The sequence below is a fragment of the Rhodococcoides fascians NBRC 12155 = LMG 3623 genome (assembly GCF_001894785.1).
Taxonomy (GTDB): Bacteria; Actinomycetota; Actinomycetes; order Mycobacteriales; family Mycobacteriaceae; genus Rhodococcoides; species Rhodococcoides fascians.
The window spans coordinates 43,784-58,476 of record NZ_BCWW01000009.1; the positions used below are offsets into that span (position 1 = coordinate 43,784).

Below are 14,693 nucleotides of genomic sequence, written 5' to 3' on the forward strand. Positions count from 1 at the left end.
GAACAGGGCGCCGACACATTCTTCGGCGCTGGCAGGAGGCGTCAGACCGCGCTGACGGCTCGGGTCACATCGAGTTCGTGTAGGTAGTGACTGATGGCGATTGCAGCCTTCGATCCTGCTGCTGCCGAATTGATGAGCTGGGCGGGGGAATCCGAGACGTTCCCCGCAGCCCACAGGCCGTCGACGCTGGTGAGCCCGGTCGGGTCGGTGGCCACCCAGCCGTTGTCGAGGCGAGTGCATCCGATCGATCGCAGGAGCGCGTCGTTCGGAACGAACGTCGGCCCGACGAACACGACTGTTCGAGGAACGACGGTCCCGTTCGTCAGCTCGATGCCTATGATGCGACCGTCCTGCACAAAGATTCGGGCAACCGGTACGTCGACGATTCCGACGGACCGCGCGTCGAGTCGAAGGCGTTCGTTTTCACTCAGTTCGATGCCGTTGGTGAAGAAGACGACGTCGTCCGACCATTGGCGAATCAGCGACGCCTGGTGGATCGTGAACGGTCGGTTGGATCCGCCGACCACGGCTATCGGCTGATCCCGAACTTCGTAGCCGTGGCAGTACGGACAATGCAGCACTCCCGAGCCCCACTGTTCGTGAACGCCGGGGATATCGGGCAGTTCGTCTCGAAGCCCGGTGGCCACCAAGACCGACCGCGAGTGCCGGGACTCGCCGCCCTCGAGGCGGACCTCGAATCCCTCGTCGAGTCTAATTACTTTGCCGCGCAGAATTTCTCCGCCGTATCGGAGGACTTCCTCGCATCCAGCCCGATGCAACTCCTCGGGTGTGGAACCATCGCGCGAGAGGAAGTTGTGAACATGGTCGGCAGGCGCGTTGCGTGGTTCTTCGGCATCGACAACGATCACCTTTCGGCGGGCGCGAGCCAGAAGTGTCGCGGCACTGAGTCCGGCTGGGCCGCCACCGATTACCACGGTGTCGTACGTCAAGATGCCTCCTCGGTGGTGCGATATGTTGTGAACGTAGCAGAACCGTCAACTAGTTAACAATATTGGTGGTGCCGATGACCGATGCCTCGCTTCGTGAGCTGACCTGTGCACGGTGGGCCGAGTTCAACCCGGAGCTGGACACCTCGCCGATGCAGGTGGTGGCCGAGATCAAGCGCATCGTCGCGCTGCTCGACGTGGCCGTCGAACCGATATACGCCGCGGCCGATGTATCCGTCGCCGAGGTGGAATTGATGGTGCCCCTGCGTTACGCGATCGAACCGGTGACGGCAGCGCGGTTGGCGGAGCTGCTCGGCATGACCCGCGCAGGTGTGAGCAAGACGCTCGGAAAGCTCGAACGTCGCGGCTTTCTGCAGCGCGTGCCCAGCGCCGAAGACCGACGGTCTGCGTCGATCACCCTGACCGATCAGGGAAGGCGCATCGTGGATGACGTATTTCCCCGAGAGCTCGAAGCGCACGGAAGATTGTTCGATGCGTTGGGTGCACGTCGAAACCGTGTTCTCGAGGCCCTGACCACGCTCGCCGAGTCGATGAAGTCCGGTCTGCCGTCTCGGTGACGTTCCCGTCGGCCTGTGTCACGGCTACGCTCGCCAACACGTGCGGGGCGATTCGTAAGGCGGACACGATGAACACATTTCAGAAGTCGGCGGCAGGGTTCGACACGGTCTTCATGGTCGTGATGAAGGCACCGGTGCTCGACAGGGTGCTCGGACGCTCGATGGGCATTTTGACCTACACCGGCCGGAAGTCCGGCAAGAGGATCGCATTGCCGGTTGCGATCAGCCGGAAAGGTGAGCACCTGAAGGTCAGGGTGGCGATGCCGGACAAGAAGAACTGGTGGCGAAATTTCGTGGACGGCGGCGGTCGTGTCGATGTCGACCTCGGCGGTGTCCAGTACTCCGGCCTCGCGACGGCGACCCGTGACGACTGTGGGCGGGTCTCTGTCGATATCGCTGTGGACCACTGACTTGTGTGTCAATAAAGGTTGACAACCCCTTCTCTGTCAACCTACATTGACATGCATGACAGAAGCCACTGCATTGGCCGCCGCGGCCGCCAGTTCCGATCCGGGGGAGGGGTTGCGTGCCGTAGCCGCACTTCGCCGTCTACTCGAACGTCTGGAAGCCGTCCAGGTTCGCAATGCGCGGAATCAGGGGTGGGCGTGGCAGGCGATAGCGGATTCGCTGGGTGTCAGCAGACAGGCCGTTCACAAGAAGCACGGCGGAAAGGGAAGGTAAACAACCATGTTCGAGCGATTCACCATACAGGCCAGGGCGGTCGTCATCAGTGCCCGGCTGCACGCCCGGACGTTGCACTCGGAGCGGGTCGAACCCATTCATCTGTTCCTCGGTGCGCTCGACAAGACCGACGAACCGCTCGGGTCCGCGCTGGCCGAGGCGGGGTTCACCCTCGACAACGCGTTCGAGGACGTGCTGTCGAGGGACGCCCGGGCCCTACGGTCCATCGGCATCGACCTTCACAACGTGATCGACACCGTCGAGACTGCGGTGGGGTTCGGAGACGTCGACCATTCGAACGATTCTCACCTGCCGTTCGCGCCGTCGGCCAAGGAAGCGCTGAAGCTGGCCTTGAAGGAGGCCGTCCGATTGCGGGACAGGGAGATCGGCGTCGAGCACATGCTTCTCGGTGTGATCGCAGGTGCCGATCCATCGTTCACCGAGCTCGTGAGTGTTCGCGGCAGCCTGGACGATCTGCGCGACGCCGTCCTGCTGGTTCGCACGACATAGCTCCGAGCGGGCCCGAACTCTACGATGGGCGCCATGAACTTTCTGATTCGGCTCGTGATCAATGCCGTCGCCATCTGGGTTGCGAACGAATTCGTCGACGGCATCACCGTGACCAGCTCGGGCCGCGGTGACGGGTGGGACATCGTGGTCCTGCTCGGTATTGCGGCCGTGTTGACGATCGTCAACGCGTTCATCAGGCCGATGGTGAAGCTGTTGTCACTGCCGCTGCTGATTCTCACCCTCGGGCTGTTCACTCTCGTCATCAACGCGTTGATGCTGATGTTGACGGGGTGGCTGTCGTCGCAGACCGGTTACGGCCTCGAGATCGTCGGTTTCGCTGCCGCGTTCTGGGGCGCGATCATCATCTCGATCGTGAACTTTCTGCTGGGCGCATTCGTGCCCGAGAAGCGTTAGGCGAACGCCAGCGCCACACCGGTAGCGGCACCCCAGACGAGCATTGCCAGTCCCGAATCACGCAGCGCCGGTATCAACTCGAAGCCGTGAGCACCGCCGCGAACCGGCGAATTGGCGCGCGCAGCGAGGGGTAGCGCGAGCAGGGCAACCAGGGCCCACGGGGTTCGGGCGGTCAGCGCGACGGTCATGGCGAACGGGACGACCAACAGTGCCAGGTGCAGATAGCGCGTGCGGGTATCGCCCAATCGCACTGCGAGTGTTCGCTTTCCGGATTCGGTATCGGTAGGAATGTCCCGAAGGTTGTTCGCGACGAGTACGGCACTGGAGAAAGATCCGACGGCTACCGCGGCGAGCACGCCCGCCCAGTCGATCTGCTCGGCCTGCACGTATTGGGTGCCGAGCACGGCGACGAGTCCGAAGAACACGAATACGGCAATCTCGCCGAATCCGCTGTAGCCGTAGGGCTTCGAGCCGCCTGTGTAGTACCAGGCACCGGCTATGCAGATCAGGCCGACGATCACCAACCACCAAGCGCTCGTGGCGGCCAGGACAAGACCTGCGACGGCACCGACCGCGAAGCAGCCGATGGCGGCCCGTTTGACGGCTCCTGCCGAGGCGGCCTTGGAACCGACGAGTCGAAGTGGGCCGACTCGGTCGTCGTCCGTGCCACGGATTCCGTCGGAGTAGTCGTTGGCGAAGTTGACGCCCACGATCAGCGCCAACGAGACGATCAGTGCCAGTAGAGCCTTCCACCACACGCCTGCGTCCAGGGACACGGCTGCACCGGTGCCGACGAGGACGGGGGCGATAGCGTTGGGGAGCGTTCGGGGTCGCGCCCCTTCGATCCATTGTGCTGTGGTGGCCATGAGCGACGATCTTTCCGTATCTGCCGGGAGGGTGCGGACGCGGCCGGTCAGAACGGCAGGCGCGGCAGTACCGGCAGCGGGATGACAGGCATCTGGACTCCGGGGATCTGCGGGAGCGGCACCGTCGGAGCGGGCGGCGGTGGCGGCGGGTTGTAGTGCGGTTGATACTGCACGTACGGCGCGCTGTCGGCGGCTGGAGGTGGTGCAGCGGACGTCGGCGGCGGGGCCGGGATGTCCGGGGTCGGTGACGGTGTGGCGGTGGTGGTCCGTGCAGCCGAGGGTGTCGTGGTCTGCCGGATGCCCTCGTCCACGCTGGCAGGGGTGCTCAGCGGTTGATCTTCGCTCTCGGAACTCAGGCCCGAGAACAGTCCGACGGCGGCGATGACGCCCACAATCGGTAGCGCGATCAATCCGAGCCGCGCCAGCGCCGGTCGGTGCGAGACGACCGGTGCAATGCGGTCGACGTCGACGCGCGCAGCGTGCACGGCCGCCCCACCTGCAACGACGAGTTCTGGTTGCTCGGGGACGATGATCGGCAGCTGCAGAAACCGTTCGAGTGTCGTGCGGACCAGAGGGACATTGCTCGTACCGCCGATGGCGATGACCGCGTCGGGATAGAACTCGGCTTCGAGCCCCAGTTGGCGGACCGTGGTGGCAGCCTGTTCGGTGGCCCGGGCAATCGACAGCTCGAAGATGTGGCGCTCGAGAAGAATGTGTTCGCCGTCGGGCGTGCTGGTGGTCTCGTGCGTGGACAGTGCCTCCTTGATGCCACGGCAGAATGCCGTCAGAGCAGTGTCCTCGTCGTGTGTGTGCGGCTCCCGCACGATGCCGAGGCCCAGTATGTGTTCCCGAACCACCGCATCGAACGAGGCTCCGCTGATTGCTGTCGTACGGGTCGAGCCGTAGGAGCGGCCGGATTCGACGTCGACGATGTCTATGTCGACACCGGTCTCGCCTGCGTCGAACAGGGCGATGGTGCGGTGCTGGCTGGCCAGGCCGGGACGGAGGTACTCGAGGGCAGCGTCGGTCTCGTCGATCAGATGTACGTCCGAGACGTATTCCTCGGCCAGAGCCTTCGTGATGCGATCACGCTCGTCGGCGGTCCGGTATGCAATGCCCAGCGATTGCGGCGCGTCCGGGTGGTCGACGATTCCGCGAACGACCCGCGCGACGTCCTCGGGGGAGGGGGAGAGCTGCCAGTCGTCGAAGGGAGCGGCGTCTGTCCACGTGCCGTCTTCGGTCGTCCGAGACGTGCGGATGCCGCACGTTCCCAGGGACACACCTACCGACGAACGCATCTCCAACCGGCCTCTCCTGTACGGCGACGTGGACACTGTACCGTCTCGAGGTTTGATTAGAGGTCCAAAACAATCCGAACGTCAGGTCGAGGGTGTTCGACGGGCGGCCTACGATCTGATGTCAGTGCGCAGTGACATCTCCGACCCCAATACGACGGACCCCACGACCGACAAACCGGTGGTGGGGCTTCTCGGCGTGGTCACCGCGGCGATCGACGGCCGTTCGGTGCCGGTTCCCGGTGCGCGAGCGCAGTCCCTGCTCGTGTCTCTGGCCTTGCATCCGGGGCGGGCGCGATCACCGCAAACTCTCATCGACGACGTGTGGCCCGACGAACCGCCTCGATCTCCCAAGAACGCGTTACAGACGCAGATCTCTCGGTTGCGGTCGGTGTTGCCCGAGGGTGCACTGGCCGGCGGCCCTGGGGGCTATCGGTTGGTCCTCGGTGCCGAGGACACCGACCTCGGCCGTGCGCAGGCGCTGGCTGGGGCAGCGGGCAGCATGCTCCAAGACGGGCACTGTCAGGAGGCCCTCGATACCGTCACCGAGGCGCTGGGCCTGTGGCGCGGCGAGCCACCGGAAACCGTGCGCGTCGAGGCCGACGTGGTGGAGGCTGCCCTGACATCCCTTCGGATAGCCGCGTTGCTAGGGCTGCGACGATTCGGCGAGGTGATCCCGCTCGTCAGAGCTCGGGTCACGGCCGATCGAGCGGACGAGGGCGCTGCCGTGGAGCTCATGCGGGCTCTGCACGGCGCAGGTAGATCGAACGATGCGTTGATGGTGTTCGCGTCGCTGCGAACCGAATTGTCACAGCGGTTGGGAACCGATCCGTCGCCCGCGGCGGCGGCTGTGAACGCCGACATTCTCGGACGGATGGATGCGGCCCCGAAGGTGTTGCACACCATAGGATTGCGTGCCGCACCCAATGCCCTTATCGGTCGAGACGACGATCTCGTCGCGATCGAACGAGTCCTGGCCGGCTCGCGCGTGACGACCGTGCTCGGGCCCGGTGGGGCGGGAAAAACGCGGATCGCTCACGCGCTCGGACGTCGGGCTGCTGCGAGAATGCCGGTTGCGTTCGTCGAGCTGGCCTCGCTCCGCAGCGGAGAGGACGTGGCATCCGCCGTGGCTGCGACCCTCGGTCTGGCCGAGGCCGATTACCTGGTGGGAGGGTTGCAGGTCGCTCGGATACATTCGATTCAGGAACGCCTGGTCGACGTGTTCTCGGCCCGACCCGGTCTGCTCGTTCTCGACAATTGCGAGCACGTGATCGACGAGGTTTCGGCGGTAGTGGACAAGCTGGTCTCGGCGACCGATGCGGTGACCGTGTTGACGACCTCACGTTCTCCGATCGGGTCGACGTCGGAAACGGTATATCCGCTGCCGCCTCTGGGGTCAACCGGTCCGAATTCGCCTGCCATCGAACTGTTCTGCCTTCGGGCACGCGCGGTTCGCCCTTCTGTGGTGCTCGATCTCGATGCGGTCGCGCGGTTGTGCAGATCGTTGGACGGGTTGCCGCTGGCGATCGAATTAGCTGCGGCGCGGGTCAAATCAATGACGGTGGAGGACATCGCCGCCAGATTGGACCGGCGTTTGGTCTTGCTACGTTCGGTCGATCGGACGAGGCCCGAACGGCACCGGACCCTGCATGCGGTGATCGCCTGGAGTTGGAATCTGCTCGCACCCATCGAGCAGGCGGCGCTGCGGCGTCTGTGTCGGTTTCCGGCGGGTTTCGATCTCGATGCCGCACGCCGGGTCGCGGAATGGGCCGACGTCGAGGATGTTTCGGCTGCACTCGATGGGTTGGTCGATCAGTCCTTGCTCTCCGTTGCCGAAACGCAGTCGGGAATCCGCTATCACATGCTCGAGACGGTCCGTGAGTACGGTGAGGAGCAGCTCGACGTCAGCAGAGAGGCGGCCGACGTCGCCGCGCGGATGCGCTTGTGGGCCGAGGCCGTCGCGGTTCGGGTGTCCACGGGCTACTCTGCTGGACAACCGGCCAAGATGGTTCTGGTGTTGGAGGCCGAGCACGACAATTTGTTGTCGGTGATGAGACATTCCTTCGCGCATGATGTTTCGGCCAACGTGTGCACCCTGTTCTCGGTGTTGGGCTATTTCTGGGCCATGCGCGGCGCGCACGCGGAGGTGCTGAATTGGGCCGGCCGAGTGCAGGACAGTATGCGCCGCGGCCTTGCCGGGGCACCCGACGACAATGCCGCGATGTGCCTGCTGGTCTTGGTGGCGCACTTCGCCTACGGCGGGAACCTGCGCCAGGTGGCGAGGATGCGGATCGACTTACGGCATCTCCTGCGCACCAGGCCGGGAATGTCGCCGGGTCTGAGGTTCAATTCCGAGGTGGTGGTCCATCACACGGGCGGCCGCGGGCTGGCCCGAAAACTGGCCCGCGCCAGTCGTTCCGAACATGAGGATGTGCGGTGCAACGCGTACGTGGTTCGCTCCATGCTCGCGCAGAACTCGGGTCGACTGTTCGAGTCGATCAGGGACGGTGAGCGCGCGTTGAGTATCGCTCGTCGACGCGGCGACCTGTGGGCGGTCGGGTCGACGTCGCAGACGTTGGCGAGCTCGTACGGTCTGTCCGGTGACCACGCTCGCGCGGCCGAGTACTACCGCACGGCCGCTGACGTGATGTGGGAGATGCATGCGTACGAGGAGAGTGTGCAGACCCGAACCTTTCTCGCGATGGCCTTGACCGGCGCGGGGCAGACTGCCGAGGCTCGGACGCTGATCGACGAATTATCCTCGTCGACGGGGCAACCGGAGTGGGTTCTCGATGGGGGTGCAGAAAAAACGGAACGTGAGGGCGACGGTGTCGGTGCTCGATGGGATCGAGCTCAACAGAGGTCGACGTCGGCGTCGTTGACCGCGGCGCGAGCCGCGGCGGATCTGGAGGACGGTTCGATCGAGCAGGGGCTGACGCTGTTTCGTGAGGCGCTGGCGATGGGTCGGTGGCCGTCGGACGATCCGACGGATCCGTTCATGTCGATCCTGGTGTGCGCAGCCGTGGGCGCACATGTGTTGCACGAACGTGCCGAGGATGTGCGCGGCGCGGTGGAGCAGCTGGTGCGCACACCGTGGAATAAGCTGATGCCGAGCGGTTTCCACGATATCCCGATGCTCGGTGCCGTCGCCTGCGCGGTGGGTTCTTTCGAGGTGCACTGCGGGGACTCAGAGTTGGGTCTGCGCTTGTTGGCGGCGTCGGAGCGGGCGGTGGGTCGCCAGGATTTTCCGTCGATGCGCATCGATCGGCACGTGGCCGCGGCCCGCGCGATTGTCGGTGACCCTACGGTCGATGCCGGTATCGCGCGGGCTGCTGGTATCACCAGACATACTGCACTGCAAGAGATCTTGAGTTCGCTACCCGTGTCCTAGGCCTTGCGCATGTACGACTTCACGGTCAGTGGGGCGAAGACGGCGACCATGACCACGGCTCCGACGAGTGAGTACACGACGTGGATACCGAAGTGCCCGTTGTTCGCCAGCTCGCGCACCGCGGTCACCAGGTGCGAGACGGGGTTGATGTTCGCGAAGGACCGGAGCCAGCTCGGCATCGTGGAGGTGTCGACGAAGGCGTTGGACAGGAACGTCAGCGGGAACAGCACCAGCATCGAGATGCCCTGGACCGAGGAGGCTTTGCTCATCAGGGTGCCCAGCAGTGCGAATATCCAGCTGATCGCCCAGGCGCAGAACATCACCAGTAGGACGGCTCCGGCGAGGCCGAGAAATCCTCCGGCCGGGTGGTAACCCATCGCGAACCCGGTGAGGAAACAGACGACAGCCGCGATCAGGTAGCGGATGACGTCGGCCATCAATGCTCCTGCAAGCGGGGAGATTCGGGCGATCGGGAGAGATCGGAATCGGTCGAAGACACCCTTGTCCATATCTTCTCGCAGCTGTGTGCCGGTGACGACGGAACCAGTGATGACTGTTTGTACCAGGATTCCGGGCACGATCATCGGCAGGTAGGACGTGACGTCGCCGGCAACCGCGCCGCCGAAGATGTAGCTGAACATCAGGGTGAAGATCACCGGTAGTAGCACCACGTCGGTGAGTTGTTCGGGATTGTGGCGAAGCTTGAGCAACCCGCGATATCCCATGGTGGCGGACTGGGCGACGGTGCGGGCCAGGCCGATGTGTCGGACGACCGGACGGTCGGCGGGGTCGATGTACGTCGACGGTTGCGGAGTGAGAGTAGTGGTCATGCTGCGTCCTCGTCTGCGCTCTTGCAGGTGAGGGTCAGGAATACCTCGTCCAGGCTGGGTTTGGTGACGGTGATTTCGCAGACGTCGATGCCGAAGTCGCGCAGGCGAATCAAGATGTCGGGGGTGATCGATGTGTCGGTCATGGGTGCTGTCAGACGAGCGGACTCGGGGCTGACCGACACTTCTGTGCCCAGTTGCTTCGCGACCAGAGCTCGGGCGTCGTCGATCTGGTTTCGATCCGTGAGAGTCAGTGACAGTGCGGAGGTGCCTACCGAAGACTTGAGCCCGTCGGCGGTGTCGTCGGCGATCACGCGGCCATGATCGATGACGGCGATGCGATCACACAGTTGATCGGCCTCGTCCAGGTACTGAGTGGTCAGTAGAACTGTCGAGCCCGCCGCGACGAGCCGGCGGATGGTGTCCCACATCTGGGCTCGGGTGCGGGGGTCGAGACCGGTGGTCGGCTCGTCGAGGAACAGCAACGGCGGTGCCGAGATCAGGCTCGCGGCCAGATCGAGGCGCCGCCGCATGCCACCGGAGAACAACTTCAAGGGTCGGGACGCTGCGTCCGCCAACCCGAATTCCTCGAGGAGTTCGACGGCCTTGGCTTTGCTGTCGCGGCGGCTCAGGCCGAGGAGCCGTGAGAAGACGACCAGATTCTCGGTTGCGGTGAGATCCTCGTCCACCGATGCGTACTGACCGGTGACGCCGACCAACGACCGGACCGCGGTGGCGTCGGCGACGACGTCTCGGCCGAAAACTCGGGCTGAGCCGCCGTCGGGTCGAAGGAGGGTGGCGAGCATGCGGACCGTGGTGGTCTTACCTGCGCCGTTGGGGCCGAGGACGCCGTAGACCGCCCCGGTTGGGACGGTCAGGCTGACGCCGTCGACCGCGCGTTGCTTGCCGAATGTCTTGATGAGGCCGTCGGCCTCGATAGCTGGTGTGGTCATGGGACAACGATCGCCCCGACCGCTTGCACGACGCATACGTCGCGCTTGCAGCAGCTGTCTCGTCAGAGCGGCAACGATGTCTCTGTCAGTCCGACCCCGCCGGTGCCCCGCAGTTTGCGGAACCATTCGAGACCGAACGCAGTGGTCAGTTGTTCGATCGGCATTGCGAGAAACGGCCCGAAATCGCCGACCTGCGTTTCGTGCGCTTCCATCGCGGCCCGCTTGGCCGCGATGACGCTCGACACGTCCACGACAGTGGTGATTTCGGTTTCCGGCAGTCCGAACGACTCCATGTCCGGTGGTGACGCCTCTTCGCTCCAGTGGGGATTGGCTTCCATCAACCTGCGCATGTGGTCACGGTTGGTGGTCGTCTCGTACACGTACGGCGTCTCGGCGATCTCGGCGGCGCGCTTGCCGACGACGTGCACCTGAATGTGGTCGGGGTGGCCGTATCCACCGTTCGGGTCGTAGATGGTGACGACGTCGGCCTGCTCCTCGCGCAACACGTCGGCCAATCGCCCAGCCGCGGTGTCGACGTCGACGTTGCAGAACGCCTCCGGGTTGCCGTTCTCCGGCGTGCCGGCCATTCCGGAATCGGCATAGTGCAGGCGAACGACGCGCGCGACCCCCAGGACGGCAGCCGAACGGTCCAATTCGATGTGTCGGCGCGCGGCCAACGTCTCCCCGTCGGCGAGGATGCCGTCGGGATATTCGCCGACGGCACCGTCGGTGGCCGTCACGAGTACGACGCGGTGGCCGGCGTCGGCCGCGAGCCGCATGACGCCGCCCGTGCCGAACACTTCGTCGTCGGGATGCGCGTGGAAGCAGACCAGAACACTCATGGCGTGAATGCTTGCACGTCGAAGTGGGTGCGGCCCAGTCGGCGGGCCAATACGATCTATGGGTGACCACACGGCGGTCGGCCTCGATACGTTCGTATTGGCGGGATTCGCGAGCGGATCGGTACTGTCGCGCACTACATCCGGTGGGGATCGTCTTCGCTCTGGTGTTCTTCGCGCTGTCGATGACTCCGTCTCTGCTACCTCGTGTGTGGTACCTGCAGGCGGTGGCCACGGGGATCAGCGTCGCGATCGGGTACGGCGTGGGGTGCCTCGTTGCCTGGGTGGTCCGGCGCTGCGGAGTGTCACCGAACTGGTCGGAGCAGTGGCGTCGACGTGGTTGGTGGGCGTTGGCCGCGGCTGCGGTGGTGGCGATTCCGCTCTTCCTGATCCTCGGCTCGTGGTGGCAGCAGATCGTGCGCAAGCTGGTCGGTGTGGAGGACCCCGGCCGGCCGCTCTACATCGCGGTGCTGGTGCTCTCGCTGGTGGTAGCGGTGGCGGTGATTGCTCTCGGCCGCCTGCTGCGCAGAGCAACTCGTGCGTTGACGCGATGGGCAAAGCAGTACGTACCGAGGCCGTTGGCGAGGATCGCCAGCGTGATCGTGGTTGCACTGCTGGTGGTGTTCGCCGTCAACGGTGCACTGATTCGGGGAATTGTGGCCGTCGCGGAGAAGTCGGCCTCTACCGCCGATCGCGGCAACCACGAGGGTGTGGAAAAGCCTGATGCAGCAGAACTGTCGGGGTCCGATGCGTCGAACGAGGACTGGGAATCGCTGGGTCAGGAGGGGCGACGCTTCGTGGTCTCCGGAGCATCGCCCGACGAGATCGGTGACTTCACCGGAAGGCCTGCAGTGCAACCGATCCGCGTTTACGCCGGTGTCGAATCGGCCGAAACGGTCGAGGGTGTGGCAGAGCGGGTGGTGGCCGAACTCGAACGTACCGGCGCATTCTCACGGGCCGTGCTCGGTGTCGCGACCACCACCGGACGCGGATGGGTCAACGAATCCGTGGCTCGTCCACTGGAGTACCTGTTCGACGGCAATTCGGCGATTGCGTCGATGCAGTACTCGTTCCTGCCGAGCCCGATGGCATTTCTGGCCGATCGGCAGACCCCGCAGGATGCCGGACGAGCCCTCTTCGAGGCGATCTACGCGGTGTGGAGCGAACTCCCGGAGGATTTACGACCCAAGTTGGTGTTGTTCGGCGAGAGCCTCGGTGCCTACGGCGGGCAGGATGCATTCAGCGGTGCACAGGACATGATCGCTCGTATCGACGGCGCTCTGTGGGTCGGCAACCCCAATTTCACGCCTCAGTGGGCGCGTATCACGAGCGGACGCGACGCCGGTTCCCGCGAGATCCTGCCTGTCATCGACGGCGGAGAGCACGTGCGATTCGCGAGTTCGTCCGGGGATCTCGACATCGGTGGTCCGTGGGAAGAGCCGCGAATCGTGTACTGGCAGCACGCATCCGACCCGATCGTGTGGTGGTCACCCGATCTGATCCTCGGCAGGCCCGACTGGCTGCGGGAACCCCGCGGCACCGACGTCGATCCGGGAGTGCAGTGGTTCCCGTTCGTGACGTTCTGGCAATTGACCTTCGACCAGGTGTTCTCCACCGACGTCGACGACGGGCACGGCCACAGCTACGGAGCCGACGCGGTGCGCATGTGGGCCGACATCCTAGAACCGGCGGGATGGTCCGACGCCGACGTCGAGCGGCTGTACCTCGAAATGGCGGGTTGACATCGGTGCCGGAGAACGACGAGGTCGGCCAGGTGTTGGAGCTGGAGCGGCAGTTGCAGCGGGCCGAGACCCGTGGTGACAGAAGCAGACTCGCGGCGCTGCTTGCGGACGATTTCGTCGAGATCGGAGCGTCTGGGGTGGTGTGGACCAAGCAGTCGATACTCGAGCTGTTGGGCGGAGAAAGTGCGGCCGACGGCATCATCGAGGTCCACGATCTCTCCGGACGGATACTGGACGTGGGTGTCGTTCTGGTGCAGTGGACGTCACGACGGTCGGGACGTCGAGCCCGTCGATCGTCGATCTGGCGACGCACCTCCGATGGATGGGAACTGGTGCATCACCAAGGCACACCTGTGGTCGACGGTCCGCCGGATCGGACGGGGTAGCCGAACCCGGGGACGCAGAGTGGATTTCTGCGTCCCCGGGCTGCAGGGTCAGGCAGTCACGACGACGAATTCGTTGGGCGTGACATCGAGTTGCTTGCTCTCGGTGACGTTTCCGGTGCTCAGATCGACGGCGTGGATGCTGTTGCCGGCCGGTTCGGTGACGTAGGCGGTGTCACCCGCGATGGAGATGCCGGGGTGGGCGTCCTGGTATTTCGCGGGACCTTCCCAGGCGTCGATGACGGGGTACGAGGCGGTGAATGTCTTTGTCGTCGGATCGAATACGTGGACTGCGCCGTCCGATCCGATGATGTAGGCCAAGTCGCCGGGGCCTCGGGCGACTCCGCGCCAGGTGTACTCGGCACCGTCGGGGAGCTTCACGACGTCGAGGGTCTTGGCCGCGGGGTCGATGACGGTGACCGCGTGCAGGAGTGAGCCCTCTGCGTCCGGGTCGTCCTTGTAGTCTCCGACGATGAGGGGGCTGGTCTCGCTCACGTACGCGTTGCCCGTCCGCCCGTAGGGCTGGTCCGGAGCGTCGAGCTTGGTTATCTGGCCCTTGTCGTAGATCAGAGCGCCGTTCTCGCAACCGAAGACGACGATCTCGCCTTCCGCTGTTCCCTCTCCGTGGACGCCGGGGCACTGATCGTTTTTGGCGACGACCGCGCCCGATGCGTCACGAACCTCGATGCCGGTGCGGCCGTTCGAGTTCCCGACCGTGGTGAGAAACGTGCCGTCTTCGAGGACGATCGAGACGCCGTGGTGCGCGTCGACACCGGGGATGCTCTCGGTCTCCGGGAGCCCGTCTGCGGATTCGAGCGCTGCGGTGTCGAAGATCGTGGTGTCGCTGGTGCCGTCGGCGTACAGGATGGTCTTGCCGCCGTGTCGTACGACGTGACCGGGCTTCTCGGCTTCGAAGACGGTGTCGGTCAATTGCGGTTGCTCGGTCGTCCCGGCCGCGGTGTCGAGCACACGGAAGCCCTCGCTCGTGGTGACCATGACGTTGCGGTCGTCGCCGGCGAGGTTGAGGCGCGTGTACTCCTCGGAGTCGAAATCAGCGACGGTCTCGAACGTCTCGGCGTCGAGCACCCGAAGGCCGCCTTCGTAGGACACTGCGACCCGTGGCCCGGCCGCAATCGCTGTGGATTCGGCGGCGGGTGTGGTGCCGGAGGCGCACGCCGCCAGGGTCGCTACCGCACCGAGGGCGAGCGCGGTGACGCTCGCCCTTCGAAAATCGTTGATACGCATGATTGTTCCTTTTCTGTGTGAC

The 14,693-nt window shown here is 64.7% G+C and carries 15 protein-coding genes; 8 read left to right on the forward strand and 7 right to left on the reverse strand.

Annotated elements, in window-relative coordinates; translation table 11 throughout:
* Positions 1 to 41: 41 nt before the first annotated feature.
* A complete protein-coding gene (locus tag RFA01S_RS18780; protein ID WP_032407364.1) occupies positions 42 to 950 on the reverse strand; it encodes an NAD(P)/FAD-dependent oxidoreductase in 909 nt (302 codons plus the stop codon).
* 74 nt (positions 951 to 1,024) lie between these two features.
* On the opposite strand from RFA01S_RS18780, the gene RFA01S_RS18785 reads away from it, so the two are divergent.
* The 5 genes from RFA01S_RS18785 (at position 1,025) to RFA01S_RS18805 (ending at position 3,130) form a co-directional block, all read left to right on the forward strand.
* The gene (locus tag RFA01S_RS18785; RefSeq protein ID WP_052060742.1) at positions 1,025 to 1,525 is read left to right on the forward strand and encodes a MarR family winged helix-turn-helix transcriptional regulator; all 501 of its coding nucleotides are present in this window, start codon (positions 1,025 to 1,027) and stop codon (positions 1,523 to 1,525) included.
* Between the two features lie 68 nt (positions 1,526 to 1,593).
* Entirely contained in the window at positions 1,594 to 1,935 is a 342-nt protein-coding gene (locus RFA01S_RS18790) for a hypothetical protein (RefSeq protein ID WP_032407479.1), read from the forward strand.
* Positions 1,936 to 1,990: 55 nt separating this feature from the next.
* Entirely contained in the window at positions 1,991 to 2,206 is a 216-nt protein-coding gene (locus tag RFA01S_RS18795) for a hypothetical protein (protein ID WP_032365231.1), read from the forward strand.
* Positions 2,207 to 2,212: 6 nt separating this feature from the next.
* Positions 2,213 to 2,716, forward strand: coding sequence for a Clp protease N-terminal domain-containing protein (locus RFA01S_RS18800; protein ID WP_052060718.1), 504 nt, complete (start codon positions 2,213 to 2,215; stop codon positions 2,714 to 2,716).
* Between the two features lie 33 nt (positions 2,717 to 2,749).
* The gene (locus tag RFA01S_RS18805) at positions 2,750 to 3,130 is read left to right on the forward strand and encodes a phage holin family protein (protein WP_032390699.1); all 381 of its coding nucleotides are present in this window, start codon (positions 2,750 to 2,752) and stop codon (positions 3,128 to 3,130) included.
* Here the strand turns inward: RFA01S_RS18805 and RFA01S_RS18810 are convergent.
* Together RFA01S_RS18810 and RFA01S_RS18815 are read right to left on the reverse strand one after the other, a co-directional pair.
* Positions 3,127 to 3,996, reverse strand: coding sequence for a 1,4-dihydroxy-2-naphthoate polyprenyltransferase (locus RFA01S_RS18810; protein ID WP_032399445.1), 870 nt, complete (start codon positions 3,994 to 3,996; stop codon positions 3,127 to 3,129). The two genes, RFA01S_RS18805 and RFA01S_RS18810, sit on opposite strands and share 4 nt — an antisense overlap.
* 47 nt (positions 3,997 to 4,043) lie before the next feature.
* The gene (locus RFA01S_RS18815) at positions 4,044 to 5,294 is read right to left on the reverse strand and encodes a DUF7159 family protein (protein WP_032407363.1); all 1,251 of its coding nucleotides are present in this window, start codon (positions 5,292 to 5,294) and stop codon (positions 4,044 to 4,046) included.
* 118 nt (positions 5,295 to 5,412) lie between these two features.
* Between RFA01S_RS18815 and RFA01S_RS18820 the strand changes: the two genes are divergently transcribed.
* Positions 5,413 to 8,682: an AfsR/SARP family transcriptional regulator gene (locus tag RFA01S_RS18820; RefSeq protein ID WP_052060717.1), complete on the forward strand. Its 3,270-nt coding sequence runs from the start codon at positions 5,413 to 5,415 to the stop codon at positions 8,680 to 8,682.
* Here RFA01S_RS18820 and RFA01S_RS18825 read toward each other — a convergent pair.
* The 3 genes from RFA01S_RS18825 to RFA01S_RS18835 are packed head-to-tail and all read right to left on the reverse strand — an operon-like array spanning position 8,679 to position 11,304.
* Positions 8,679 to 9,512: an ABC transporter permease gene (locus RFA01S_RS18825; RefSeq protein WP_032365234.1), complete on the reverse strand. Its 834-nt coding sequence runs from the start codon at positions 9,510 to 9,512 to the stop codon at positions 8,679 to 8,681. The two genes, RFA01S_RS18820 and RFA01S_RS18825, sit on opposite strands and share 4 nt — an antisense overlap.
* Entirely contained in the window at positions 9,509 to 10,588 is a 1,080-nt protein-coding gene (locus tag RFA01S_RS18830) for an ATP-binding cassette domain-containing protein (protein ID WP_442978218.1), read from the reverse strand. Before RFA01S_RS18830 ends, RFA01S_RS18825 begins: the two co-directional genes overlap by 4 nt.
* Positions 10,525 to 11,304: a PIG-L family deacetylase gene (locus RFA01S_RS18835; RefSeq protein WP_027498315.1), complete on the reverse strand. Its 780-nt coding sequence runs from the start codon at positions 11,302 to 11,304 to the stop codon at positions 10,525 to 10,527. Before RFA01S_RS18835 ends, RFA01S_RS18830 begins: the two co-directional genes overlap by 64 nt.
* A gap of 182 nt (positions 11,305 to 11,486) precedes the next feature.
* Here RFA01S_RS18835 and RFA01S_RS18840 point away from each other — a divergent pair, with 182 nt between their 5' ends.
* Together RFA01S_RS18840 and RFA01S_RS18845 are read left to right on the forward strand one after the other, a co-directional pair.
* Entirely contained in the window at positions 11,487 to 13,043 is a 1,557-nt protein-coding gene (locus RFA01S_RS18840) for an alpha/beta hydrolase (protein ID WP_032407476.1), read from the forward strand.
* A 5-nt stretch (positions 13,044 to 13,048) separates the two neighbouring features.
* Positions 13,049 to 13,429 (forward strand): nuclear transport factor 2 family protein, encoded by a 381-nt coding sequence (locus RFA01S_RS18845; RefSeq protein WP_052060716.1) that lies wholly within the window; start codon positions 13,049 to 13,051, stop codon positions 13,427 to 13,429.
* 48 nt (positions 13,430 to 13,477) lie between these two features.
* Here the strand turns inward: RFA01S_RS18845 and aztD are convergent, their stop codons facing one another.
* Entirely contained in the window at positions 13,478 to 14,671 is a 1,194-nt protein-coding gene (aztD, locus tag RFA01S_RS18850) for a zinc metallochaperone AztD (protein ID WP_052060715.1), read from the reverse strand.
* Positions 14,672 to 14,693 lie beyond the last annotated feature (22 nt).